This window comes from Mesorhizobium dulcispinae (assembly GCF_033977345.1).
Classification (GTDB): domain Bacteria; phylum Pseudomonadota; class Alphaproteobacteria; order Rhizobiales; family Rhizobiaceae; genus Mesorhizobium; species Mesorhizobium dulcispinae.
The window spans coordinates 473191-496774 of record NZ_JAVIIY010000001.1 but is presented as its reverse complement, the minus strand read 5'-3'; the positions used below and the strand labels follow the sequence as shown (position 1 = coordinate 496774).

Below are 23584 nucleotides of genomic sequence, written 5' to 3'. Positions count from 1 at the left end.
GCGCCGCACCCCGTCGCGCCGCAAAACTTCTCTCCATGCACCATGCGGCCTATGTCTTCGACGCCTATGGCACGTTGTTCGACGTGCACGCGGCCGTGCGCCGCCATGCCGGCGAGATCGGACCGGACGGCCAGCTTCTCTCCGAAATCTGGCGTGCCAAGCAGCTCGAATATTCCTGGGTGCGGACGCTGATGGGCGCCTACGCCGATTTCTGGCAGCTGACCGAGCAGGCGCTGGATTTCGCGCTGAAGAAGGTGCCCTCGGCCGATCCGGCGCTAAGAGCAAGGCTGCTGGAAGCCTATTGGCGGCTCGACTGCTATCCGGAAGTGCCCGCGGTGCTGAAAGCGCTGAAGGCATCGGGCGCGAAGCTGGCGATCCTGTCCAACGGGTCGCCCGAAATGTTGCAGGCGGCGGTGAAATCCGCCGCCCTCGACCAGATACTCGACGACGTCTTCTCGGTCGACGAGATCAAGCGCTTCAAGACCGACCCGTCGGTCTACGACATGGTGGTCACCGGCTGGCGGCTCTATCCGGAGGCGGTATCGTTCCAGTCCTCCAACCGCTGGGACGTCGCCGGCGCCACCAGGTTCGGCTTCCGCACCGTCTGGATCAACCGCACCAACCAGCCGGACGAATATCACGACTTTCCGCCAGGCCTGATCCTGCCGTCGCTCGAGGGGCTGCTTACAGACGTCTGACCTTCCTGTTGCTGCAGCGCAACAGATGTGTCGCGGTCACAGCTTCGCCTTTGTTTGTCCACCCTGAGGCCAGATTTGGAACCGCCTATCACCGCCGACTGTTATTGGAGCTGCCGGCGGCCAGCCTGCGGATTCATGCTTTCTTGCGAATTAAGACCTAGAAAAGGCAACCATGTCAGACGCTTCCTTCCGCATCAGCCGCCGTGGCTTCCTCAATCTTACAGCCCTTGGCGCTGCTTCGGCCGCGGTTTCCGCCTGCTCCACCACCGGTCCGGGCCCCGAACCGGTCCAGCCGCCACCGCCGGCCTATGTCGAGCCGCCACTCGGCGACTATGAAACGATGTATGGGGCGGCGTCCGACAACGGCTTCGACCTGCCGGCCATCCCGGTGAACAAGATCGATCACAGGTTCCTGCGCCAGATCGTCCCCGATCCGACCGGACAGCGGCCCGGCACCATCGTCGTCGATACCACCAACCACTTCCTCTATCTGGTGCGCGAGGGCGGCCAGGCGATCCGCTACGGCGTCGGCCTCGGCCGCGCCGGTTTCGAATGGTCGGGTGACGCCGTGGTGCAGTGGAAGCAGAAGTGGCCGAAATGGACGCCGCCGGACGAGATGGTGGGCCGCCAGCCGGAGCTGACGCAATTCAGCGCCAAGAATGGCGGCATGCCGGGCGGACTGAAGAACCCGCTCGGGGCGCGTGCGCTCTACCTCTTTCAGGGCAACCAGGACACGCTCTATCGCCTGCACGGCTCGCCGGAATGGTGGTCGATCGGCAAGTCGGTGTCGTCCGGCTGCGTGCGCCTGATCAACCAGGACATCATCGACCTCTACGACCGCGTGCCGAACAAGACTCCGGTCGTCGTGACGGCTGACATCGGCGAGCCGGTGGCCGACATGCCGGAGCGCCGTGCCATCCCGATCGACAACGGCGTGCCGACAGGCTCGATCCTGCTGGGGCCGGTAAGGCGGATCACAAACGAGATTTTCTAGCCGGCCAGCGCCTTCCCCGGGCGATGACTGTCTCACATCGCTGATTGCGTCAGGTCCGCAACGCCGCGCCGATGGCATCGTCGAGGCGTTCGACGATCGCGTCGATTGCCGGCGCGTCGCAGATGAACGGCGGGGCAAGCAGCACGTGGTCGCCGTTCACCCCGTCGATGGTGCCGCCCATCGGGTAGACGAGGAGGCCGTGCGCCATAGCCGCCTTCTTGATCCGCGCATGAAGTTTCTGCTTCGGATCGAAAGGTTGTTTGGTCGAACGGTCCTCGACCAGTTCGACCCCCATGAACAGGCCGCGACCGCGAATGTCGCCCACATTGGGATGGTTCCCGAAGCGCTCGCCGAGCCGGCGTACCAGGTGCGCGCCCATGGCTTTCACGTTCTCGAGCAGCCTGTCGCGGGCAATGACCTCCTGTACGGCAAGTGCCGCCGCACAGGCCATTGGATGGCAAATATAGGTGTGCCCGTGCTGGAAGAGCCCGGAGCCGTTGGCGAAGGCATCGAATATCTTCCGGCTGAGCAGGACCGCGCCGATCGGCTGATAGCCGCCGCCCAATCCCTTGGCGATCGTCATCAGGTCGGGAGCGACGCCGTCCTGCTCGCAGGCGTGAAGCGTTCCGGTGCGGCCCATGCCGCACATCACCTCGTCAAGGATCAGGAGAACGCCATACCTGTCGCAGATCTCGCGGATGCGGCGCAAATAGTCCGCCACCGGAGGCACCGCGCCTGCCGTCGCGCCGACGACTGTCTCGGCAACGAAGGCCATGACCGTCTCCGGCCCAAGTTCGAGGATCTTGTCCTCGAGCGCCTGCGCCGCGCGAGCCGCATAGTCCTCGTCCGTCTCGCCGGCCTCCTGGAAGCGATAAGCGAAGCACGGGTCGATGTGGTGCGTTTCGATGAGCAGCGGCCTGAACTGCGCGCGCCGCCATTCATTGCCGCCGGTCGCGAGCGCGCCGAGCGTGTTGCCGTGGTAGCTTTGCCTGCGCGCGATGATGTTGCGGCGCTGCGATTGGCCGAGCTCGACGAAATATTGACGCGCCATCTTGAGCGCCGCCTCGACCGCTTCCGAGCCGCCCGAGACGAAGTAACAATGGCTGATGCCGGCCGGCGCGTCGGCGACAAGCCGGTCGGCGAGAGCTTCGGCCACTTCGCTGGTGAAGAAGCTGGTGTGGGCATAGGCAAGTCGGTCTGCCTGCCTGTGCATGGCGGCGAGGATATCGGGATGGCCGTGGCCGAGGCACGAAACGGCGGCCCCGCCGGACGCGTCGATATAGGCGCGCCCGTCGGCATCGAAGAGCTCGATGCCCTTGCCGCCGCTGGCTACCGGGAGCGAGGCGTGGATCTGACGATGCAGGATATGGGTCATGCTTTCCTCCGGCCGCGCGGCGGCAAGATGTGGATGTCGAACTGGGACAGCTGGTCTTCGGTGCGGCGGATGGCGGCAAGCGCCTTTTCCCCGCCCTTGCCTGCAATCAGCGCCGCCAGGATCTCGCCGACGACGAAGGCGGGCGACATGGCGTGGAAGAAGGACGGGCTTTCCGTCGGAACCAGCACCGACAGCCCAGCCAGACCGGCGAGCGGCGAGACGGCGCTGTCGGTCAGCGCGATCACAGGCACGCCATTGGCAGCGGCGCGGCGGGCAAGATCGACGGTCAGCCTGGTGTAGGGAGCGACGCTCACCGCAAACAGCACGTCCTCCGCGGTCGCCAGCCGGATGGCGTCGGTGCCGGTTCCCGACGCGCCGTCCAGCATCACCGCCTTCTCGCCAAGGAAGGACATGACATAGGCGAAATGCGCGACGACCGGATGGCTGGAACGCAATCCAAGACAGAATATCCGACGCGCCGCGTGAAGCCGCTCGGCCGCGGCGGTCAGGGCATCGAGCAGTTCGGGCTCGCCAAGCTGGGCGACCTGTTCCGACAGCGACCTGACCATCTCGGCGGCCAATGCCCGATCGCCGACCTCTTTTTGTCGTGCGAGCTGCGTGCCCGCCTTCCCGGCGAAGCCAAGCTCTCCCTGCCGCATGGCGTTGGCGTAGAGCGAGCGCAGCGGCTCGTAACCGTCAAAGCCCAAACGCTTTGCCAGACGCACCATCGTCCATGGCTGCAGCCCGGCGCGGCGCGCCTGCTCGCGCATCGACAGCAGCGCGACGTCCTCGGGATTGTCGAGAAGATAGCGGGCAGCGTCCTGGAGCTGCGACGGCAGCGTGTCGAAGACTTCGACGATGGCATCGGTGAGCGGCGCGCGGATCATTCTGCAAGCATAGACGCGATTGCGAGATCGTGCAATAGATGTTGCACTATTGAGTTTTCTGCAACAAATGGAGCCAGCCGTGCAAGATGGGACATATCAGGGGCGTTCCGATCCCGTTGCGATCGCCGTCGCGCCAAATGGCGGCAGACGGACAAAGGCGGACCATCCGGCCCTGCCGGTTACGCCCGATGAGCTGGCGCATGTGGCCGCGGCCTCGCTGGATGCCGGTGCCGCGATGATCCATGTCCATGTTCGCGACCGTGACGGACGCCACCTGCTCGACGCCGAAGCCTATCGGGCCGCGACCGCGGCGATCAAAGCTCGCGTCGGCGAAAGGCTCGTCATCCAGATCACCAGCGAGGCGCTGGGCGCCTATCGACCCGAACAGCAGATGCGAGTGACGTTGGAGACCCGCCCCGAAGCGGTCTCGCTCGCCTTGCGCGAATTCGTGCCCGACGAAACGCATGAGGCGCCTTTCGCCTCTTTTCTTGGAACGTTGCGCGCGGAGAAGATCGCGCCGCAGATCATCCTCTACTCGCCGGAGGAAGCGTCCTACCTTGCGACGCTTGCAGGGCGAGGCGTGATCCCCTTCGACAATCTGCCGGTTCTTTATGTGCTCGGGCGCTACACCGTCGACCAGCGATCCCGGCCTGCCGACCTGCTGCCGTTTCTGGCACCCAGCGATTCGACATTCGGGCATTGGATGGTCTGCGCCTTCGGCGCCCAGGAAACGGCATGCGTCACCGCCGCCGCGCTCCTCGGCGGGCACGCGCGCGTCGGCTTCGAGAACAATCTTTTCCTGCCCGATGGAACAGTAGCCCGCGGAAATCAGGATCTCGTCGCTGCGACCCGGCAAGCCATCGAAGCCTGCGGGCTGGCCGTCGTCGATGCGGATACGTTGCGTAGCCAGTGGATGGGTGTCTAGCGCCTCAGAATCTTTGCAGAGCCGCATCCGCAGGTTGAGTTGAACAATCGCGGCACTATGCAAATATCGAGTGCATTTCATTTCTATATGCATTTTGAATTTGCGAATCCGTGTCGATGGTGCTAGGGTCCAGCGCAATTCCAAAGAACAGGGGAACCCGAAAATGAAATTCGCACTCGCAAACCTCACCGCCGCCGCGGCCGTCGCGGCAACGCTTCTCCTTGGCCAGCCAGCCTTTGCCGATGACCTGATCGTGGCAACGGACACCGCCTTCGTTCCGTTCGAGTTCAAGGAGGGCGACAAATATGTCGGCTTCGACATCGACCTGTGGGCCGCCATCGCCAAGGATATCGGCGTGACCTACACACTGCAGCCGATGGACTTCAACGGCATCATCCCGGCGCTGCAAACCAAGCAGGTCGACGTCGGCCTGGCCGGCATCACCATCAAAGACGAGCGCAAGAAGGTCATCGACTTTTCGGACGGCTACTACGACAGCGGCTTCCTGCTGATGGTGCCGGTCAACAGTGCGATCAAGGGTCCGGAAGACCTCGTCGGCAAGACACTTGCCGTGAAGACCGGCACCTCGGCGACCGATTACGCCAAGGAGCACTTCAAGGGCACTGAGCTGCGGCTCTTCCCGAACAGCGACAACGCCTATCTCGAAGTCGCGACCGGACGCGCGGATGCCGCCATGCACGACACTCCGAATGTGCTCTACTACATCAAGACCAACGGTCAGGGCAAAGTGAAGACCGTCGGCCCGCAGATGATGGCCCAGCAATATGGCATCGCCTTCCCGAAGGGCAGCGAGCTCGTCGCCAAGGTCAACGCTTCGATCGCCAAGCTGAAGAGCGACGGCACCTATAGCACCATCTACAAAAAGTGGTTCGGCACCGAGCCGCCGAAGAGCTGATCACCGGGGATTCCTCGCGCGCGCCGGCATGGCCGACGCGCCTTCCTTGAAGGAAAGCTCTCATGGATTTCGATTGGTCCGTCATCTGGCAGTCCCTGCCCGAGCTGCTGAAAGGCGCCCGCCTCACCGTGTTGATCGCCTTGGCCGGGCTCGCCGGCGGGCTGGTTATCGGCGCCGCCGCTGGTCTGGCGCGTGCCTATGGCAATGTCGTCCTCAATGCCATCGCCTTCATCTATGTCGAGCTCATTCGCGGCACGCCGATCATCGTGCAGGTGATGTTCATCTATTTCGCGCTGCCGATCCTGGCCAATGTCCGCATCAACCCGCTTGCTGCCGCCATCATGGCGATCATCATCAATGCCGGCGCCTACATTGCCGAGATCGTGCGCGGCTCGTTTCTGTCTGTCCACCGCGGGTTGCGCGAAGCCGGCCTGGCGCTCGGCCTGCCCTTCTGGAAGGTGCTTCTCTACATCGTCGGTCCGCTCGCCTTCCGCCGCATGATTCCGGCGCTCGGCAACCAGTTCATCGTCAGCCTGAAGGATACGTCTCTGTTCATCGTCATCGGCGTCGGCGAACTCACCCGGCAAGGCCAGGAAATCATGGCGGCAAACTTCCGCGCTGTCGAAATCTGGTCAGCCGTGGCGATGTTCTACCTGATCATGACCGGCGCGCTCACGCTGATCCTTAGACTGACCGAAAAGAGGATGCGCATCCTGTGAGCATCGTGGAGTTCAGACAAGTCACGAAGCGCTTCGGTCAGGTCACGATCCTCGACCAGGTCGACCTGTCGATCGAGCCCGGCGAGAAGGTGGTCCTGATCGGTCCCTCCGGCTCCGGCAAGTCGACGCTGCTTCGCTGCATCAACGCGCTGGAGGAGATCAACGGCGGAGACCTCGTCGTCGACGGCATCAGTGTCAAGTCCGGCGGCCGCATGGTCCGCCTGATCCGCCAGGAAGCCGGCATGGTCTTCCAGCAGTTCAACCTCTTTCCGCAGATGACAGCGCTGGAAAACGTCGCCTTCGGCCCGCGTCGCGTGCGCCACGAACCGCGGCAGGAGGCGCGAAAGCAGGCGCTGGAAATGCTCGCCAAGGTCGGCCTCGCCGATCGGGCCCATCACTATCCGAGCGAGCTTTCCGGCGGCCAGCAGCAACGGGTCGCGATCGCCCGCGCGCTTGCCGTCAAGCCGAAGCTGATGCTGTTCGACGAGCCGACCTCGGCGCTCGATCCGGAACTGAGGCATGAAGTGCTGCGCGTGATGCAGGCGCTGGCCGAGGAAGGCATGACGATGATCGTCGTCACCCACGAGATGGCCTTTGCCCGCAAGGTCGGGACCAGGCTGATCTTCATGGAAGGCGGCAAGATCGCCGTTGACGGCGAGCCGCGGGACCTGCTTGCAAACCCGCAAAACCCTCGCTTGAAAGAGTTTCTGCAGCATGTCGCATGACGCCGGCCGTCGGCTTTCCTTCATCGATGTCGCGGGTTCGCCGCATGAGGTCGGAGCCGCACTCGGGCGCTTCGGCAAAGCGGCGCTCAATGACCATTTCCGCACATCCGCCGCGTGGCGAGAGCTGACCGCGCGGCGCGCCGATCCCCGCATCGGCGTGATGGCGACGATGGTGCGGGAACATTTTCCGCGGTACTGGGCGGAGTTGCACGGTCTTGCCGAAGGGCTTGAATTGCCTTTCGAGGACGTTTTCCTTTGGAATTGCCGCGGCGACATCTGGGCGATGGCGCCGGATGGCTGCACGACCGTTCAATTGCCCGGTTCGCCGCATGTCATCGGCCACAATGAGGACGGCGATCCGGACTTTGCTGGCCACTGCGCGCTCGCCCATGTGGCTTCCGACGGCGGCAATCCGTTCACCGCCTTCGTCTATCCCGGCTCGATGCCCGGACACACATTTGCCGCGACGTCGAAAGGGCTGGTGCAGACCGTCAACAACATCAGGCCGCTGGCCGGCGGCGCCGGCACGCCACGCATGGTGCTCGCCCGCGCTATACTCGACGCACCCAGCCTCGACTCGGCGCTGACCTTGCTCAAATCGGTGCCGCGCGCCGGCGCCTTTCACCTGACTTTGGCGCAAGCCGGAGACGAGCGGCTTCTCAGCGTCGAATTCACGGCCCAGGCCCTGTCGATCGATCGGGTCGAAGCGGCGCGTGTCCATTCGAATCATCTCATCCATGCCGATACCGGGCGCATGTCTCAGATCGTCACCGGTTCGTCCGGGGTGCGCCAGCGGCGCGGCGAATTTCTGCTCGCTCAAGCGCCCGAACCGGAACCGCAAGGCCGCGCGCTCGCCATATTATGGGACGCTGCCGATGTTGAACTGCCGATCTACCGCACAGACCCGGCCGACAGCGACGTCGAGAACACCCTGGCAAGCGCCGTCTTCCGGGTCGGGGCTGACAAGGTCGAGTGGTCTGTCTACGATGGATCGCATGAAGCAGCTCGCTTCAATATGCGGGATGGGCTGGTTCCCGTCGCGGCGTGAACAGGATCGGGGCGATGCCAGAGGAAGCTGTCGCGGAGCCGCCGCGCACCATCGAGGATCTCAGGGCGCTCGCGCTCTCGGTCGGCCGTGACGAGGCGGGCTTTTCGCTCGGTTCAAAGGCGCATGATGTATTCGCAAAACTGGTGGAAGCGCCGGAGCAGTCGGCGGTACGCTCGATATCGGAGCTTGCCAATCAGTTCGGCATCAATCCGTCGACGCTGACCAGACTGGCGAAACGTCTCGGCTTCGAAGGATTCAGCGATTTCCAGGCGGTTTTCCGCAAGGCCATCGCCGACGACCAGCAGTATTTCTACAGCCGCCAGGCCGGCCGGCTTATGGCGGCGCCGTCCGTCGGCAATGCCGAAGTCGAGGCCTTTGAGCAACTGGCACGGGAAACGTCGGCGAACGTCGACGGATTCCTCGGCCAGCTGGACGGAGCCTCGCTGCAAGGAGCCACCAGGCTCCTGGCAAGCGCCCGCCGCGTTCGTGTCCATGGTGTCCGCCAATTCCATTCGCTGGCGAGCTTTCTCACCTATTGCCTGGGAATGGTGCGCTCGGACGTCGCGCTTTTGGACGCGCCACGCCTCGGCGTCGCCGAAGCATTGTCGCAGCTCGACCCGGGCGACGTCGTCATCGTCGCCAGCTGCGCGCCCTATACCCGCAGCGTGGCCGAGGTTGGCCGGATCGCGGCCGCGAATGGCCAGACGGTCATAGCAATCACCGATTCCCGATCCTCGCCGCTCGTTCCCCCCGCCGAGCATGCCTTCTTCATTCCGCACGCCAGCAGTTTCTATTCGAACAGCATGGGCGCCTATGTCGTCTTTTGCGAAGCGCTGCTCAACCTCGTCGCCAGGGAACTGGGCGACAAGGCGCTGAACTCGCTCGCCGGGCGCGAGCGTTTGATCGCCGAAATGAAGGTGGAGGTCGGCTGACTGCCTTCGTTCCGAACGGCAACCGTCGGCAACAGGTCTCGCCGGTGCGTGTGCTTTGTCAGCAGGACGTCATCGACTTCCACGCCCGCGTGCCGGACCAAACCGCCGCTCGGCCAAGATAGTAGCCAACACCGCAACGCCCCGCCGCAGCGCCTCCGTGTCGAGCCCGGCATAACCCAGGATGAAGCCGGCCGTTTCCGGTCGCGGCCCGCTCGGGTCGTAGAGCGGCGACACGGGATAAAGGCCGATCCCGGCGGTGCGTGCCGCCGCGATGATCGCCGGCTCGCGCTCGGCGGCGATGCCGTCCATCCAGGCAACGACATGCAGTCCGGTGTCGGCTCCGGCGACAGTGACCCTTGGCCCCAGACGATCGGCCAGCGCCTGCAGCAGGACTTCCCTGCGCTCGGCGTTCTTCCTGCGGATGCTGCGGACATGACGCTCGTAGGCGCCGCTCGCCAGCAGCTCGGCCATGGCGTCCTGCTCCAGCATCGGAGCATGCCGGTCGGTCAGGCGCTTTGCCTCGCTGAACACCCGGCGCAGGCCGGTGGGGACGACGAGATAGCCGAGCCGCAAGGTGGGCGAGAGCGTCTTCGACAGTGTGCCGACATAGATCACCGAATCCGGATCGAGCGTCTGCAGAGGCGGGATGGGGGCGATGTCGTGGCGGTATTCGCCATCATAATCGTCTTCGACAATATAGGCGCCTGACGCCGTGGCCCAACCCAGGAGCGCTCGCCGCCGCCTCGCCGAAAGCACGCCGCCGAGCGGGAACTGATGCGACGGCGTCACGTAAGCCAGACGGGCCGGCGGCAGCGCGTCTGTCCTCAGCCCGTCCGCGTCGACCGCAACGGGCACGGCGATACCGCCCGCCGCCGCGAAGGCATGTCGTGCCAGCAGATAGCCGGGATTCTCGATCACGAACCGATCGCCGGGGTCGAGCAGCAGTCGCGCGCAGAGATCGAGCCCTTGCTGCGAGCCATTGACGACGACGATCTGGTCGGGCGTGCAACTGATGCCGCGGGCGCGCCAGAGATAGGCCTGAAGCGCGGTGCGCAGAACGGAAGACCCTTGAGGATCACCATAGCGCAGCCGCGCGGCGCGCTGGAGAATGGCCTTGTTCGACGCCCGCCGCCAGGCCAGCACCGGGAAGTCCGCGCCGGACAGGTCGCCGTAGCGGAAATCCGCGACCTTGGCCGGTTGCTGTTCCGCCAGCGGAGGCAGAGCCAGCAGGCGTTGCGCGAACGCCGAGAGGTTGCGTGGCGAAGCAGCCGCGATAGGGGCCTCCCCTGAAACCCTCTCCAGCCCCGGAGCAACGATCGCACGCGCGCCCTGCCGGGTGATCAGATAACCTTCGGCGTCGAGCTGGCTGTAGGCGGCCATCACGGTCGTTCGCGACGCGCCCCATTCGGCCGCGAAGGCCCGCGTCGACGGCAGACGGTCGCCGGGCCGGTAGGCGCCGCTGTGGATCTGCGCCTTGATCGCCACGATGATCCGGCGCGCGACACCTGCTTGTTCCAACTGGACCACCGAAAACCTGCAAAACTGGATGTTCCAAGCAAGCCAGCTTTCCGGCATCTTTCCAAGCAACGCAAGGAGTTTTCGCCATGTACATCCCGCCCGCCTTCCGCGACGACGACAAGGAGAGCCTCAGGGCAACGATCCGCGCGGCGCGACTGGCGACGCTGGTGACCGCCACGGCGGACGGGCCGTTGGCGACGCCGTTGCCGCTTTTGCTCGACGAGAGCGAGGGCGAGCATGGCGCGATCTACGGCCATGTCGCGAAGGCAAATCCGCAGTGGCGCGCGCCTGTGCTGGGCGACGGCCTGGCGATCTTCATGGGGCCGGACGCCTATGTGACGCCGGCGTGGTACCAGGCCAAGCAGGAGACCGGAAAGGTGGTGCCGACCTGGAACTACATCGCCGTCCATGCCCATGGGCCGGTCGAATTCTTCGAGGATGCCGACAGGCTGCTCGAAATCGTCACGCGTCTGACCAATCTCCATGAAGGCGGGCGCGCCTCGCCCTGGGCCGTCTCGGACGCGCCGGCGGATTTCATCCAGGCGCAACTCAAGGGGATTGTCGGCTTGCGCATGCCGATCGCGAAGCTCGAAGGCAAGCGCAAGATGAGCCAGAACCGCAACGCGGCCGATCGCGCCAGCGTCGTGTCCGGCCTTGCGGCGAGCGACCGGCCTTCCGACCGCGAGGTCGCGCCGCTCATCCCGTCGTGAGGTCCAGCTCTATCCGCTTTCAAGCGAGTCCATCATGCCGGATCTGACACAGTTCGCCTTGTACTTCGCCGCGGCCTTGCTGCTCGCCATCACGCCCGGACCGGGCATCTTCTACGTCGCCGCGCGCACGCTCGCCGGCGGACGCGCGGAAGGCATCGCCTCCAGTTTCGGGACGGGCCTGGGCGGGACGGTTCACGTACTTGCCGGCAGTCTGGGCGTTTCGGCGATCGTGCTTGCAAGTGCTGAACTGTTCACGGCGCTGAAACTGATCGGCGCGGCCTACCTCGTCTGGCTCGGCTTCCGCACCTTCCAGTCCGCTCGCCGCGAGGCAAAGACAATGCTGGAAGGCGGCGCCCCGGCGCCCGCGGTCGGCGCGGGCCGAGCATTCCGCGAAGGCGTGCTGGTCGAGGCGCTGAACCCGAAGACGGCCGCATTCTTCCTCGCCTTCATTCCGCAGTTCGTGAACCTCGGCGCCGGCTATGTCGCCCTGCAGTTCATGGTTCTCGGCTTCATATCGGTGACACTCAACACCCTTGCCGATGTCGTGGTCGCCTTTGCGGCGAGCCGCATCCGGGAAGGCGCGGCCGGACGCTCGGGCGTGGTACGCCGCCTGCAGGAGGCGTCCGGCGGCGCGATGATCGCGCTCGGCATCGGCCTTGCCATAGCCAAGCGCCCTGCCCTCTGATTTACGCCCTGAAAGCGGAAAGCTCCTCGTCGGCCGGGCAAACGCAGATCCTCATCGGCAACCACCACTACCGCTGCCAGGAGATGAACGAGGTTTCCGTTCCTATTTCCGCGAGCACGCGCCGGACTTCACCTGCTCGAGCCGGTGTTGACCGTCGAATACCGGGCCGTTCCCCACGCCCCTACGGCACCCTCACCGCCCCCTGGCCAGGCTGCCCAGTATCCCGCGCACGATGGCGCGGCCGACAGACGAGCCGACCGAGCGCACCACCGACTTGATCGCGGCTTCGGCCACCGTCTGGCGGTTGGAAGACCGCCGCCCGCTCGTTCCCAGGACGTCGTCGAAGCCTGGAATGGTCCAACGCGAGCCGCCGCTGCCTGCCTGTTGCGCCTGCGCCTCGGCGTCCTGCGCCTCCTTGGTCTTCTTCTGCAGGATCTCGAAGGCCGATTCGCGATCGACCACCTGGTCGTATTGGCCTGCGACCGGGCTCTCGGCGATGATCTTGCGGCGCTCGTCCGGCGTGATCGGCCCGAGCCGCGACGCCGGCGGCCGGATCAGCGTGCGCTGGACCATGGCCGGCACGCCTTTGTCCTCCAGCATCGAGACCAGCGCCTCGCCGGTGGCGAGCTGGGTGATCGCGGTGGCGCAGTCGAAATCGGGATTGGGCCGGAAAGTCTCGGCCGCCGTCCGCACCGCCTGCTGCTCGCGCGGCGTATAGGCGCGCAACGCGTGCTGCACGCGGTTGCCGAGCTGGGCCAGAATCTTTTCCGGAATGTCGAGCGGGTTCTGGGTGACGAAATAGACGCCGACGCCCTTGGAGCGGATCAGCCGCACCACCTGCTCGACGCGGTCGATCAGCACCTTCGGCGCGTCCTCGAACAACAGATGCGCCTCGTCAAAGAAGAAGACCAGCTTCGGCCGCTCGAGGTCGCCGACTTCCGGCAGTTCCTCGAACAGTTCGGACATCAGCCAGAGCAGGAAGGTGGCGTAGAGCCTGGGATTCATCATCAGCTTGTCGGCTGCGAGCACGCTGACCGCGCCGCGGCCGTCACGCGTGGTGCGCATGAGATCGGCGATGCGCAGCGCCGGCTCGCCGAAGAAGTTTGCGGCGCCCTGCTGTTCGAGCACCAGGAGCGTGCGCTGGATGGCGCCGACAGAAGGCTTGGTGACATTGCCGTAGCGGGCACTGAGCTCGTCGGCGCGCTCGGCGATGTTGGCAAGCAGTGCCTGCAAATCCTTGAGATCGAGCAGCAGCAGGCCCTCCTCGTCGGCGATGCGGAAGGCGATGTTCATGACGCCTTCCTGCGCTTCGGTGAGGTTCATCAGCCGCGACATGAGCAGCGGCCCCATTTCCGAGATGGTGGCGCGGATCGGGTGCCCCTGCTCGCCGAACAGGTCCCAGAAGATAACCGGGAATTCCTGGAACTGGTAAGGATCGAGCTTCACCTGCTCGGCGCGCTTCACGAGAAAATCCTTCGCCTCGCCCATCATCGCGATGCCGGAAAGGTCGCCCTTGATGTCGGCGCAGAAGACCGGCACGCCTGCATTGGAAAAACCCTCGGCCAGGACCTGCAGGCTGACAGTCTTGCCGGTGCCGGTGGCGCCGGTGATCAGGCCATGGCGGTTGCCGTAGCGCAGCAGCAATTCTTCCGCGCGCTGATAGGAATCGTCAGGCTTGCGGCTGGCGCCGATGAAGATGCTGGTGTCGTCAGCCATATGTGCGGTCTCCGCAATCTGTTCGGTCAAACGCCCGAGCCTCATGCGAGGTATAGTAACGCTGGCGCCGGGCGACAATGCCCATCATTGAAATGGGCCGTCAGCGAAATCGATCTTTTGGAGCTTGCGGATTTTGGGCATGTTTGGCAATCGGTTAGCGGCTGCCGGAGCGACCGCGACGGATGTTGCATTGTGATATCCGGCCGGGGACCTTAGACTGGTGGCTGATGCGGCCTAGAGACGAGGAGTGCGATGGGCGCCGGCGCCTTGACCAGGGATATCGACCATCCGAAACCGGATACCAAGCGCTGGTTGGCGCTAGCGGAAAAGGCGCTTGCCGGCGGCTCGTTCGAGGAAAAGCTGGTTTCGCACACCGATGACGGTATCCGCATCGCGCCGCTCAGCGAACGCTCGGCCAGCGCCGAGCCGCTGGTGCGCACCAACCCGACATTGCCCTGGATCGTCAGCCAGCGCGTCGACGATCCGGACATCGTCCGCGCCAGCGCACAGGCGCTGGAGGACATCGCGCAGGGGGCGACCGGCCTTTCGCTGGTTTTCGGGGGCGCGCCGAATGCCTTCGGCTACGGCCTGCCGAGAACGGCGGAAGCGCTGGAAAAGGTGCTCGACGGCGTGCCGCTCAACCGCATGCAGGTGCGCATCGACGCGCATCCGTGGAGCCGCGCCGTGGCCGACTGGCTGCTCGCCTTCCTGACCCGGCGCCGGTCCGATCCGACGAAGCTCAACCTCTCCTTCGGCATCGACCCGGCGGCGATCTTCGCCGGCACCGGGCGGCTGCGCACCTCGATCGAGGCGCTGCAGGAATCGATGCCGCAGTCGCTGGCGCATTTCTTCTCGATGGGCGTGCCGGGCGCACTGCTCGAAGCCGACGGCCGGATCTTCCACAATGCCGGCGCCACCGAGGCGCAGGAACTCGGCACGATGATGGCTTCCGCCGTGTCCTATCTCAGGATGTTCGAGAAGGCGCGCCAGCCGCTGGTCTATGCCGCGCCCTATATCGGCTTTGCCCTCGGCGTCGACCAGGACCAGTTCCTGTCGATTGCCAAGGTGCGGGCGTTGCGCAAACTCTGGGCGCGCATCCAGGAAGCCTGCTCGATCCCGGCCTCGACGGCAAACGTCCACGCCGAGACCTCCTACCGCATGATGACGGTTGCCGACCCGGAAACCAACATCCTGCGCACCGCGATTGCCGCCTTCGCCGCGGCGACCGGCGGCGCCGATTCCATCTCCATCCTGCCGCACACCATCGCGCATGGGCTGCCGGCCGGCTTCGCGAGGCGGGTCGCCCGCAATGCGCAGCTGATCATGGCGCATGAAAGCCATCTCCATCATGTCGCCGATCCGGCCAGCGGCTCCGGCGCGGTCGAGGCGCTGACCGACGAGCTTTGCGCGGCGGCCTGGCAGGAATTCCAGCGCATCGAGGCCGAGGGCGGCGTGCTCAACAGTCTGCAGCAGGGCTATATCCAGAACCGCGTGCAGACGGCCGCCGCCAAGCGCAATGCCGCCTATCGGGCCGGTGAACGCGGCATCGTCGGGACGACGCTTTTCCGCGCCGGCAGCGAGCGCCCGGTCGAGACATTGACGGCCGAACGCCGGCCGGCGCTGACGGAAGGCGTCGCCGTATGCGAGCCGCTGTTTCCAGTGCGCATCGACCAGTCGATCGGAGCCGGATCATGATCCCGGATTTCAGTCAGATCGGCTGGTCGGCGCCGCGCCGCGCGCCTGTCGAGCTCAAGGGCCAGCGGATGACGCCGGAAGGCATCGCCGTAAAACATCTCTACGGCCAGGGCGACCTCAAGGGGCTCGCCAATCTCGATACCTATCCCGGCCTGCCGCCCTTCGTGCGCGGCCCCTACCCGACCATGTATGTCCAGCAGCCCTGGACGATCCGCCAATATGCCGGCTTCTCGACGGCCGAGGAATCCAACGCCTTCTATCGGCGCAACCTCGCCGCCGGACAGAAGGGCCTTTCGGTCGCCTTCGACCTCGCCACCCATCGCGGCTATGACAGCGACCATCCGCGTGTCGCCGGCGATGTCGGCATGGCGGGCGTGGCGATCGATTCCATCCTCGACATGCGCCAGCTGTTCGACGGCATCCCGCTCAACGAGATGACGGTGTCGATGACGATGAACGGCGCGGTGCTGCCGATCATGGCTTTATACATCGTGGCGGCAGAGGAACAGGGCGTCGCGCAGAAGGATCTGGCGGGGACCATTCAGAACGACATTCTGAAGGAGTTCATGGTCCGCAACACCTACATCTATCCGCCAAAACCATCGATGCGGATCGTGTCGGACATCTTCGCTTACACCTCGCGGCACATGCCGAAGTTCAACTCGATCTCGATCTCCGGCTACCACATGCAGGAAGCGGGAGCGACGGCCGACCTCGAGCTCGCCTACACCATTGCCGACGGCATCGAATATGCGCGCGCCGGCGTCGCCGCCGACCTCGACATCGACCGCTTCGCGCCTCGCCTTTCCTTCTTCTGGGCGATCGGCATGAACTTCTTCATGGAGGTCGCCAAGCTCCGGGCCGCGCGTCTGCTCTGGTCGAGCCTGATGAAGAAGAATTTTTCGCCGAAAGACGAGCGCTCGCTGTCGCTGCGTACCCATTGCCAGACCTCAGGCTGGTCGCTGACGGCGCAGGACCCCTACAACAACATCACCCGGACCATGATCGAGGCGATGGCGGCGACGCAGGGACACACACAGTCGCTGCACACCAATTCCTTCGACGAGGCGATGGCGCTGCCGACCGACCATTCGGCGCGGATCGCCCGCAACACGCAGCTCATCCTGCAAAAGGAATCCGGCACCACGCGCATGATCGATCCGTGGGGCGGCTCGACCTATGTCGAGCGGCTGACGCATGACCTGGCGGCCCGCGCGCTCGCCCATATCGAGGAGGTCGAAAACCTCGGCGGCATGGCGGCGGCGATCGAAAAAGGCATTCCCAAGCTGCGCATCGAGGAAGCGGCCGCGCGCACGCAGGCGCGCATCGATTCCGGCGAACAGGTGCTGGTCGGCGTCAATGCGCATCGGCCGGAAGCCGATATCGAAGTCGATGTGCTCAAGATCGACAATGCCGAGGTGAAAGCCCGGCAATTGGCGAAGCTGCAGCGGTTGAAAGGCACGCGCGACGTCGCGGCTCTGGAGGACGCGCTGGCCGCCCTCACCCGCGCCGCCGAGAGCGACGAGAACCTGCTGGAATTCGCGATCTGTGCCGCGCGCGCCAATGCCACCGTCGGCGAGATCTCGCTGGCGCTGGAGAAGGTGTTCGGACGCCATGCGGCCACCGTCCAGACCATCTCCGGCGTCTATCGCGACGCGCTTGGCGACAATCCGGCCGTCGACCGGCTCAAGGAGAAGATCGAGGCCTTCGAGCAGAAGACCGGCGGCAAGCCGCGCATCCTGGTCGCCAAGATGGGACAGGACGGCCACGACCGCGGCCAGAAGGTGATCGCCTCCGCCTTTGCCGATCTCGGCTTCGACGTCACCGTCGGGCCGATGTTCCAGACGCCGGACGAGATCGCAAAGCTGGCGGTCCAGCACGATGTCGACATCATCGGCGCCTCTTCGCTTGCCGCCGGGCATCTGACGCTGATCCCCGAGCTCAAGGAAACGCTGAAGAAGCTCGGCCATGGCGACATGCTGATCGTCGCCGGCGGCGTCATCCCGCCGCAGGATTATGATGCGGTGCTAAAGGCGGGCGCGGCGGAAATCTTCCCGCCGGGAACGGTGATACCGGAGGCGGCGAACCGGCTGATGGATCGGCTGCTGGCCGATCCATGAAGGCTTGCAAAATTGGCTCAGAGGTTGTTCTATAACCATAGACACAACCAGGACGCGATGGTGTTTAAGACGATCATCCATACGCTTGATGACGGATCAGGAGCCTTACTGCTGCCACGCGAAATGCTTGACAGCTTGAACCTTCAAGTTGGCGATCAGCTCCAGATCATCGAAGCGGAGGACGGCTTCATTCTAAGGCCAGTGTGCGGCAGCTTCGAGCGGGAGATGAGCGCCGCTCGCGATGTCATGGACAAGTATGATGTCGCGCTAGGGAAGCTGGCAAAGTAGACATCGCCGTCTAGTTCTCGACCAATGTATCTTGGAAAGGTTGCAGGCCTCCCGGCGGCAAGATCTTCACCGTCCGTTTCTGTAAACTGGTGCAAGCGTTTGGGATTAGCTCAAGCCTCTCAACTTCGTCATCCCAGGGCGAAGCAGGAGCGCAGCTCCGTCGCGGAGACCCTGGGATCCATGCCGTGACCTTGATCGAAGGATGCAGCGGCGCAGAATTCTGCATCGCAGTGGCACGCTGAAGTCACGGCATGGATCCTTGGGTCTACGCGGCTCGCTCCGCTTCCCGCTCCGCCCAAGGATGACGACGGAACGGGCGTTTTGGCCAATCGCCTAGGCATACGACCTGCCAACGCAAGCATAGCTGACCGGTCAAAATCTCTGCGCTCGAAGACTAGTTCTCGGCCTTGTCCGAGAGCTTGACGATCTCCCATTCCTTGCCGTTGACGGCGGCGATCTCGCCGACCTTCTTGCCGAACAGCGCAACGGCCATCGGCGAGACATGGGAAATGCTGCCCTTTGACGGGTTTGCCTCGTCCTCGCCGACGATGCGCCAATGCACCTTCTTGCCGTCATCACCTTCCAGCGTGACGCCCATGCCGAAGCGGACGACGTCGCTGCCCGGCTCCGGCACGGAGAGCTCGGCGCTTTCGCGCCGGGCGGTCCAGTAGCGCAGGTCGCGCGACACCACCGCAAGGCGCTCGCGGTCGCCCCGTCTTTCGGCCTTTGCCATAAGGTCGCGCAGATCGGCGAGGTTCTCCTCGATCATCGCCAGGCCTCGCTCCGTCACCAGATTGCGGTGCGGGCTTATCGGCCGTTCGCCAACGCCGGCGATGGCATTTTCGCTATCTTCTTCGCGCGTGAAAGCTCTGCTCATTCAATGACCTTAGGCCCGGCGCGACGACTGCACAAGCGGCTTGCCACGAAGTCAACCTTGGCATGAATCCTGCGACAGGCCAGGCAAACGCCAGGACCTGTGCCGATGTTGAACAGACGAACGCTGCTTGCCCAGACCGCCGGCCTCGCCGTTGCAGGGCTCTTTGCCGGCAAGGCATCGGCGAAGGTGCTGCCCGGCATCGAGAAGGCCGCGATGCGCGGCTCGATCAATGCCATCGAGATCGGCGTGCAGCCGGGCGCACTGGACGACCAGAGCAAGACCTTCGGCAAGATGCTCGCCGAGGCAAGCGACCGCGACGCGCCGGTGTTCCTGCCGCCCGGCACCTATCTTGTCTCCAACTTGAGGCTGCCCGCACGCGTGCGCCTGTCGGGCGTGCCGGGCGCGACCCGCATCGTCTATGGCGGCAACGGCCATCTGATGATGGCCGAACAGGCCGAGCATATCGAGCTCAGTGGGCTGGTGCTCGACGGCAGCAATCGCTGGCTGGCCGACTATACGCAAGGGCTCTTGGATCTGCGTGGCGTCGCGCATCTCGTCATCGACAATTGCCAGGTGACGGGCAGCGGTAAGAACGGGCTGGCGCTGGAGCATGTTTCCGGCCGCATCGGCCGCTGCGATATTTCGGGCGCTGCGGACGCCGGCATCTATTCGGTCGAGGCAGGCGGGCTGGAGATCTCTGGCAACACCGTGTCCGATTGCGCCAATGGCGGCATCCTCGTCCATCGCTGGCAGCAGGCGGAGGACGGCACCATCATCAGCGGCAACCGCGTGCAGCGCATCGGCGCGCGAAGCGGCGGCACCGGCCAGAACGGCAACGGCATCAATGCCTTCCGCGCCGGCAACGTCATCATCTCGGGCAACGTCGTCTCGGACTGCGCCTTTTCGGCGATCCGCGCCAACAGCTCGAGCAATCTGCAGATCACCGGCAACACCTGCTCGCGCTCCGGCGAGACGGGGATCTATTCGGAGTTCTCCTTCGAAGGCGCGATCCTCAGCAACAATCTGGTCGACGGCGCCGCCAATGGCATCTCGATCGTCAACTTCAACGAGGGCGGCCGCATGGCCGTGTGCTCGAACAACATCGTGCGCAATCTCTCGACGGTCGGCCCCTACACCGCCGATCCACCGGGCTTCGGCGTCGGCATCAGCGCCGAGGCCGATACGACCGTCTCCGGCAATGTGGTCGAGAACGCGCCACTCTACGGCATGCAGCTCGGCTGGGGGCCCTATCTGCGCAATGTCGTGGCGACAGGCAACATCATCCGCAAGGCGGGAACGGGCATCGTCGTATCGGTCGTCGAGGGCTCCGGCACCGCCGTCATCTCGGACAACGTCATCGACGGCGCCGCCAACGGCGCCATCATCGGTCAGCGCTGGGCCGACCCGGTGACCGGCGATCTCGCCCGGTCAAGCGATACGGGCTATGCGCATCTGACCGTCGAGCGCAATAAGGTCAGCTAGGGCCACAGCACGATAATGTGTGCCTGGATCTTGAACGGCAACCTCGTCTGTCAGCAATCACGGATTCGGCGTAGTCGCGGATGCCAATCCTTCCTGCCTCATGGCGGTAAATTGGCAGCCTTCGATTTAGATACACATTGTGTATGCAAACATGCTATATCGATAACGGAAGGATTCATTGCCATGGCCGCGAAAAACCAGGACACCCATGCCAAGCCCGTCAATCTGCGCATCCGTGAGGATGTCCGCATCCTGATCGACCGCGCCGCGAAGATACGCGGGAAAACCCGCTCCGACTTCATGATCGACGCTGCTTACCGTGCAGCCGAAGACACGCTGCTCGACCAGACGCTCGTCAAGGTCGATGCCGAAAGCTATCAGCACTATCTCGATATCCTCGATCGGCCACCAAGCGGCGAGGGATTTGCCCGCCTGATGAATGCGCCCAAGCCTTGGCGGGATTGATGCTATCGGCACCAGCCCTTCTTGCCGATAGTCACGAACTCGACCTTCTTCAAAGCGGAACCGACAGCCTGGATCAATGGCTTCGGCGGCGGGCGCGCGCCAATCAAGTCAGCGGGGCGTCCAGAACCTATGTGATTGCAGAAAGCGCGCGCGTTGTCGGTTACTATTGCCTTTCCTCAGGCGGACTTGACTTGGCGGATGCGCCCGGTTCGATCCGACGCAATATGCCCGATCCCGTGCCCATGGCTGTCCTTGGCCGTTTGGCTGTCGATGTGAACTGGCAGGGAAAGGGTCTGGGCGTCGCTCTTTTGCAGGACGCGGTGCTGCGGACCGGTCAAGCGGCAACCATTCTCGGCATTCGCGGTCTCTTGGTTCATGCCATATCGGACAAAGCCAAGGCCTTTTATGAGCACTATGGCTTCCAGGCTTCCCCCAATAACCCTATGACTTTGGTGCTGTCGCTGAAGATGGCCCAGAAGGGGTAACTGTCCCGGCTTGCCCGAGAGTCCGCCACCGCATATGCGTGTCGCATTGTCCGCGCTAGTTCAGAACCGCTGTCGGCCGCAGCGAACCGACCTTGGCGCCGATGCGGCTTTCGACCGGCGGACGGGCGAGTTCGTTGAGCTTTGCCGCGGGCGCTTCGTCGCTGCGCAGCAGTTTTGCCAGCACCGCCGCGATCATCACCTCGGAGGCGCGGCCGGCGCCGTCATCGCATTTCAGCGCAATGCCGAGGCCGAGTTCGGGCAATGCCGCGCAATAGACGCCCTCGGCGCCGGTCTTGACGAAGATGCGGCCGGGCGCGGCCTGCATCAGCGCGAGGTCCGCCTTGCCGGTGCCGGCCACCAAGAACGGCTCGGCCATGCAGGCCGAAAGAAGCCGCTTCGCCGCCTTGGCCCGTTCGGGCGCAAAGCCCCTGCCCGTCGCCATGCGCGCAAAGCCCAGCGCAAAACTCTTCAGCGGCACGGCATAGGTGGGGATCGAGCAGCCGTCGGTGCCGCAATGGTCGACGTCATGCGCGGCGCCGGTCACGGACTGCATGGCGTCGCGCACCATTTCCTGCAAAGCGTGGCCGGCCTTGACGTAGCCGCGATGCGCTATGCCCGCATGCACGCAGGTGCAGAGGAAGCCTGAATGCTTGCCGGAGCAATTATTGTGCAGGGCATTCGGCAAGTTGCCGGTACGCGCCAGCGTGATCGTCGCATCGTGGCTCGATGGCCAGTGCGCGCCGCATTCGAGCGCGCTCTTGGCGAGGCCCGCCTTGGCGAGCATCGCCGTGGCCAGTTCGACATGGGCCGGCTCGCCGGAATGCGAGGCGCAGGCGAGCGCCAGTTCGCGGTCGCCGAAGCCAAAGGCATCCGCCGCGCCGCTTTCGACCAGCGGCAGCGCCTGGATCGCCTTCACGGCCGAGCGGGGGAACACCGGGCGTTCCGTGTCGCCGATCTCCCAGACGGGTTTGCCGTCGGCATCGAAAACGGAGACGGCGCCGCGATGGGCGCTTTCGACCACCGCGCCACGTGTGACTTCGACCAGAACCGGATTTGCCATGTTGCCTCCCGCACGCGCGCGCCCAGGGGACGCCGCCTTAATGCGGGCCGCTTCTACCTGATCCGATCGAGGATGGAAACGTAGTTGGCGACGGCCGCACCTCCCATGTTGAAGATGCCACCAAGCTTGGCGCCAGGCACCTGGATGCCGCCTGCCTCGCCGGTGAGTTGCATGGCTGTCAGCACATGCATCGAAACGCCTGTCGCGCCAATCGGGTGGCCCTTTGCCTTGAGGCCGCCGGATGGATTGACCGGCAGGCGGCCGTCCTTGGCCGTCACGCCTTCCATCGCGAGCTTGGCACCCTCGCCGGGCTTGGCCAGACCCATCGCCTCATATTCGATTAGCTCGGCGATGGTGAAGCAGTCATGCGTCTCGACGAAGGAAAGGTCATCAAGCGTGACGCCGGCCTTCTTCAGCGCCTGCTCCCAGGCACGCTCGCAGCCCTCGAAGGCAAGGATGTCGCGCTTCGACATCGGTAGGAAATCCTGGACGTGCTCGTTGGCACGGAAGGTGACGGCGCGGCGCATCTTGAGCGCCGTCGCGGTGTCGGTGAGCACGAGCGCCGCCGCGCCGTCCGAGACCAGCGAGCAGTCGGTGCGCTTCAGCGGACCGGCGACGAAGGGGTTCTTCTCGCTTTCCTGACGGCAGAATTCGTAGCCGAAATCCTTGCGCATCTGGGCATAGGGATTGTCGACACCGTTTTTGTGATTCTTGGCGGCGATCATGGCGAGCGCATCCGACTGGTCGCCATAGCGCTGGAAATAGGCCTGGGCGATCTTGCCGAAGACGCCGGCGAAGCCGGCCGGGGTGTCGCCATCCTCCGGCAGATAGGAGGCCTTGAGCAGGTTCTTGCCGATCTCCGGGCCGGGTGTCGTCGTCATCTGCTCAGCGCCGACCACCAGCACGATGCGGGCGGCGTTGGAATCGATGGCGCGGATGCCTTGTCTCACCGCGGCCGAACCGGTGGCGCAGGCATTCTCGACGCGCGTCGCCGGCTTGAAGCGCAGCCGGTCGTCGGCCTGCAGCACGAGGCTCGCGGTGAAATCCTGCGGCGAGAAGCCGGCGTTGAAATGGCCGAGCACGATCTCGTCGACATCGTCCGGACCGATGCCGGCATGGTCGAGCGCGTCCACGGCGACCTTGGTGATCAGGCCCTCTAGCGTCTCGCCTTCGAGCTTGCCGAAGCGCGAATGCGCCCAGCCGACGATGCATGCGGTCATGGCAGCCTCCATTTGCCGCCCAGCCTAACACGTCCTGTCGCGGC

23 protein-coding genes are annotated in these 23584 nt (G+C 64.6%); 16 read left to right on the top strand and 7 right to left on the bottom strand.

What is annotated here, in order from left to right:
- Window positions 1-35: 35 nt before the first annotated feature.
- Both RFN30_RS02210 and RFN30_RS02205 read left to right on the top strand, forming a co-directional pair.
- Window positions 36-698, top strand: coding sequence for a haloacid dehalogenase type II (locus RFN30_RS02210; protein WP_320260954.1), 663 nt, complete (start codon window positions 36-38; stop codon window positions 696-698).
- Between the two features lie 172 nt (window positions 699-870).
- Window positions 871-1692: a L,D-transpeptidase gene (locus RFN30_RS02205; RefSeq protein WP_320260499.1), complete on the top strand. Its 822-nt coding sequence runs from the start codon at window positions 871-873 to the stop codon at window positions 1690-1692.
- 49 nt (window positions 1693-1741) lie between these two features.
- Here RFN30_RS02205 and RFN30_RS02200 read toward each other — a convergent pair whose 3' ends face one another.
- Window positions 1742-3067 carry an aspartate aminotransferase family protein gene (locus tag RFN30_RS02200; RefSeq protein WP_320260498.1) on the bottom strand — a complete coding sequence of 442 codons (1326 nt, stop codon included), beginning with the start codon at window positions 3065-3067 and terminating at the stop codon, window positions 1742-1744.
- Entirely contained in the window at window positions 3064-3954 is an 891-nt protein-coding gene (locus tag RFN30_RS02195) for a MurR/RpiR family transcriptional regulator (RefSeq protein ID WP_320260497.1), read from the bottom strand. The genes RFN30_RS02200 and RFN30_RS02195 overlap by 4 nt, the downstream gene beginning before the upstream one ends.
- A gap of 67 nt (window positions 3955-4021) precedes the next feature.
- On the opposite strand from RFN30_RS02195, the gene RFN30_RS02190 reads away from it, so the two are divergent.
- From RFN30_RS02190 to RFN30_RS02165, 6 genes are all read left to right on the top strand, one after another.
- Window positions 4022-4879 (top strand): beta-keto acid cleavage family enzyme, encoded by an 858-nt coding sequence (locus tag RFN30_RS02190; RefSeq protein ID WP_430698509.1) that lies wholly within the window; start codon window positions 4022-4024, stop codon window positions 4877-4879.
- A 163-nt stretch (window positions 4880-5042) separates the two neighbouring features.
- A complete protein-coding gene (glnH, locus tag RFN30_RS02185) occupies window positions 5043-5795 on the top strand; it encodes a glutamine ABC transporter substrate-binding protein GlnH (RefSeq protein ID WP_320260495.1) in 753 nt (250 codons plus the stop codon).
- A 62-nt stretch (window positions 5796-5857) separates the two neighbouring features.
- Window positions 5858-6514: a glutamine ABC transporter permease GlnP gene (gene glnP, locus RFN30_RS02180; protein WP_320260494.1), complete on the top strand. Its 657-nt coding sequence runs from the start codon at window positions 5858-5860 to the stop codon at window positions 6512-6514.
- The gene (gene glnQ / locus RFN30_RS02175) at window positions 6511-7239 is read left to right on the top strand and encodes a glutamine ABC transporter ATP-binding protein GlnQ (RefSeq protein WP_320260493.1); all 729 of its coding nucleotides are present in this window, start codon (window positions 6511-6513) and stop codon (window positions 7237-7239) included. The genes glnP and glnQ overlap by 4 nt, the downstream gene beginning before the upstream one ends.
- A complete protein-coding gene (locus RFN30_RS02170) occupies window positions 7229-8287 on the top strand; it encodes a C45 family autoproteolytic acyltransferase/hydrolase (RefSeq protein ID WP_320260492.1) in 1059 nt (352 codons plus the stop codon). The genes glnQ and RFN30_RS02170 overlap by 11 nt, the downstream gene beginning before the upstream one ends.
- 14 nt (window positions 8288-8301) lie before the next feature.
- On the top strand, window positions 8302-9219 hold the full coding sequence (locus RFN30_RS02165; RefSeq protein ID WP_320260491.1) for a MurR/RpiR family transcriptional regulator: 918 nt from the start codon (window positions 8302-8304) through the stop codon (window positions 9217-9219).
- 69 nt (window positions 9220-9288) lie between these two features.
- Here RFN30_RS02165 and pdxR read toward each other — a convergent pair whose 3' ends face one another.
- On the bottom strand, window positions 9289-10794 hold the full coding sequence (gene pdxR, locus RFN30_RS02160) for a MocR-like pyridoxine biosynthesis transcription factor PdxR (RefSeq protein WP_320260490.1): 1506 nt from the start codon (window positions 10792-10794) through the stop codon (window positions 9289-9291).
- Between the two features lie 29 nt (window positions 10795-10823).
- On the opposite strand from pdxR, the gene RFN30_RS02155 reads away from it, so the two are divergent.
- Both RFN30_RS02155 and RFN30_RS02150 read left to right on the top strand, forming a co-directional pair.
- Entirely contained in the window at window positions 10824-11447 is a 624-nt protein-coding gene (locus tag RFN30_RS02155) for an FMN-binding negative transcriptional regulator (protein ID WP_320260489.1), read from the top strand.
- Window positions 11448-11481: 34 nt separating this feature from the next.
- Window positions 11482-12132: a LysE family translocator gene (locus tag RFN30_RS02150; protein ID WP_320260488.1), complete on the top strand. Its 651-nt coding sequence runs from the start codon at window positions 11482-11484 to the stop codon at window positions 12130-12132.
- A 192-nt stretch (window positions 12133-12324) separates the two neighbouring features.
- On the opposite strand, the gene RFN30_RS02145 is transcribed toward RFN30_RS02150, so the two are convergent.
- Entirely contained in the window at window positions 12325-13848 is a 1524-nt protein-coding gene (locus RFN30_RS02145) for a helicase HerA-like C-terminal domain-containing protein (RefSeq protein ID WP_320260487.1), read from the bottom strand.
- A gap of 252 nt (window positions 13849-14100) precedes the next feature.
- On the opposite strand from RFN30_RS02145, the gene RFN30_RS02140 reads away from it, so the two are divergent.
- Genes RFN30_RS02140 through RFN30_RS02130 form a run of 3 tightly spaced genes read left to right on the top strand, consistent with a single transcriptional unit; the run spans window position 14101 to window position 17951 of the window.
- Window positions 14101-15543 carry a methylmalonyl-CoA mutase family protein gene (locus tag RFN30_RS02140; protein ID WP_320260486.1) on the top strand — a complete coding sequence of 481 codons (1443 nt, stop codon included), beginning with the start codon at window positions 14101-14103 and terminating at the stop codon, window positions 15541-15543.
- On the top strand, window positions 15540-17663 hold the full coding sequence (gene scpA, locus RFN30_RS02135; RefSeq protein WP_320260485.1) for a methylmalonyl-CoA mutase: 2124 nt from the start codon (window positions 15540-15542) through the stop codon (window positions 17661-17663). The genes RFN30_RS02140 and scpA overlap by 4 nt, the downstream gene beginning before the upstream one ends.
- 60 nt (window positions 17664-17723) lie before the next feature.
- On the top strand, window positions 17724-17951 hold the full coding sequence (locus RFN30_RS02130) for an AbrB/MazE/SpoVT family DNA-binding domain-containing protein (RefSeq protein WP_320260484.1): 228 nt from the start codon (window positions 17724-17726) through the stop codon (window positions 17949-17951).
- A 394-nt stretch (window positions 17952-18345) separates the two neighbouring features.
- On the opposite strand, the gene greA is transcribed toward RFN30_RS02130, so the two are convergent.
- Complete coding sequence (greA, locus tag RFN30_RS02125; RefSeq protein ID WP_320260483.1) at window positions 18346-18828, bottom strand: transcription elongation factor GreA; 483 nt, start codon at window positions 18826-18828, stop codon at window positions 18346-18348.
- Between the two features lie 105 nt (window positions 18829-18933).
- Between greA and RFN30_RS02120 the strand changes: the two genes are divergently transcribed.
- The 3 genes from RFN30_RS02120 to RFN30_RS02110 all read left to right on the top strand — a co-directional run bounded on the left by RFN30_RS02120 (window position 18934) and on the right by RFN30_RS02110 (window position 21260).
- The gene (locus RFN30_RS02120) at window positions 18934-20310 is read left to right on the top strand and encodes a TIGR03808 family TAT-translocated repetitive protein (protein WP_320260482.1); all 1377 of its coding nucleotides are present in this window, start codon (window positions 18934-18936) and stop codon (window positions 20308-20310) included.
- A gap of 183 nt (window positions 20311-20493) precedes the next feature.
- On the top strand, window positions 20494-20775 hold the full coding sequence (locus tag RFN30_RS02115; protein ID WP_126095036.1) for a type II toxin-antitoxin system TacA family antitoxin: 282 nt from the start codon (window positions 20494-20496) through the stop codon (window positions 20773-20775).
- The gene (locus tag RFN30_RS02110) at window positions 20775-21260 is read left to right on the top strand and encodes a GNAT family N-acetyltransferase (protein ID WP_320260481.1); all 486 of its coding nucleotides are present in this window, start codon (window positions 20775-20777) and stop codon (window positions 21258-21260) included. The genes RFN30_RS02115 and RFN30_RS02110 overlap by 1 nt, the downstream gene beginning before the upstream one ends.
- 55 nt (window positions 21261-21315) lie before the next feature.
- On the opposite strand, the gene RFN30_RS02105 is transcribed toward RFN30_RS02110, so the two are convergent.
- Together RFN30_RS02105 and RFN30_RS02100 are read right to left on the bottom strand one after the other, a co-directional pair.
- Window positions 21316-22320 (bottom strand): asparaginase, encoded by a 1005-nt coding sequence (locus RFN30_RS02105; protein WP_320260480.1) that lies wholly within the window; start codon window positions 22318-22320, stop codon window positions 21316-21318.
- A 53-nt stretch (window positions 22321-22373) separates the two neighbouring features.
- Window positions 22374-23540, bottom strand: coding sequence for an acetyl-CoA acetyltransferase (locus tag RFN30_RS02100; protein ID WP_320260479.1), 1167 nt, complete (start codon window positions 23538-23540; stop codon window positions 22374-22376).
- Between the last annotated feature and the right edge of the window lie 44 nt (window positions 23541-23584).

Coding starts and splice junctions, on each gene's coding strand:
- RFN30_RS02210 (WP_320260954.1), top strand. CDS start 36: ATGCACCATGCGGCCTATGTCTTCGACGCCTATGGCACGTTGTTCGAC.
- RFN30_RS02205 (WP_320260499.1), top strand. CDS start 871: ATGTCAGACGCTTCCTTCCGCATCAGCCGCCGTGGCTTCCTCAATCTT.
- RFN30_RS02200 (WP_320260498.1), bottom strand. CDS start 3,067: ATGACCCATATCCTGCATCGTCAGATCCACGCCTCGCTCCCGGTAGCC.
- RFN30_RS02195 (WP_320260497.1), bottom strand. CDS start 3,954: ATGATCCGCGCGCCGCTCACCGATGCCATCGTCGAAGTCTTCGACACG.
- RFN30_RS02190 (WP_430698509.1), top strand. CDS start 4,022: ATGGAGCCAGCCGTGCAAGATGGGACATATCAGGGGCGTTCCGATCCC.
- glnH (WP_320260495.1), top strand. CDS start 5,043: ATGAAATTCGCACTCGCAAACCTCACCGCCGCCGCGGCCGTCGCGGCA.
- glnP (WP_320260494.1), top strand. CDS start 5,858: ATGGATTTCGATTGGTCCGTCATCTGGCAGTCCCTGCCCGAGCTGCTG.
- RFN30_RS02170 (WP_320260492.1), top strand. CDS start 7,229: ATGTCGCATGACGCCGGCCGTCGGCTTTCCTTCATCGATGTCGCGGGT.
- RFN30_RS02165 (WP_320260491.1), top strand. CDS start 8,302: ATGCCAGAGGAAGCTGTCGCGGAGCCGCCGCGCACCATCGAGGATCTC.
- pdxR (WP_320260490.1), bottom strand. CDS start 10,794: ATGCCGGAAAGCTGGCTTGCTTGGAACATCCAGTTTTGCAGGTTTTCG.
- RFN30_RS02155 (WP_320260489.1), top strand. CDS start 10,824: ATGTACATCCCGCCCGCCTTCCGCGACGACGACAAGGAGAGCCTCAGG.
- RFN30_RS02150 (WP_320260488.1), top strand. CDS start 11,482: ATGCCGGATCTGACACAGTTCGCCTTGTACTTCGCCGCGGCCTTGCTG.
- RFN30_RS02145 (WP_320260487.1), bottom strand. CDS start 13,848: ATGGCTGACGACACCAGCATCTTCATCGGCGCCAGCCGCAAGCCTGAC.
- RFN30_RS02140 (WP_320260486.1), top strand. CDS start 14,101: ATGGGCGCCGGCGCCTTGACCAGGGATATCGACCATCCGAAACCGGAT.
- scpA (WP_320260485.1), top strand. CDS start 15,540: ATGATCCCGGATTTCAGTCAGATCGGCTGGTCGGCGCCGCGCCGCGCG.
- greA (WP_320260483.1), bottom strand. CDS start 18,828: ATGAGCAGAGCTTTCACGCGCGAAGAAGATAGCGAAAATGCCATCGCC.
- RFN30_RS02120 (WP_320260482.1), top strand. CDS start 18,934: ATGTTGAACAGACGAACGCTGCTTGCCCAGACCGCCGGCCTCGCCGTT.
- RFN30_RS02115 (WP_126095036.1), top strand. CDS start 20,494: ATGGCCGCGAAAAACCAGGACACCCATGCCAAGCCCGTCAATCTGCGC.
- RFN30_RS02110 (WP_320260481.1), top strand. CDS start 20,775: ATGCTATCGGCACCAGCCCTTCTTGCCGATAGTCACGAACTCGACCTT.
- RFN30_RS02105 (WP_320260480.1), bottom strand. CDS start 22,320: ATGGCAAATCCGGTTCTGGTCGAAGTCACACGTGGCGCGGTGGTCGAA.
- RFN30_RS02100 (WP_320260479.1), bottom strand. CDS start 23,540: ATGACCGCATGCATCGTCGGCTGGGCGCATTCGCGCTTCGGCAAGCTC.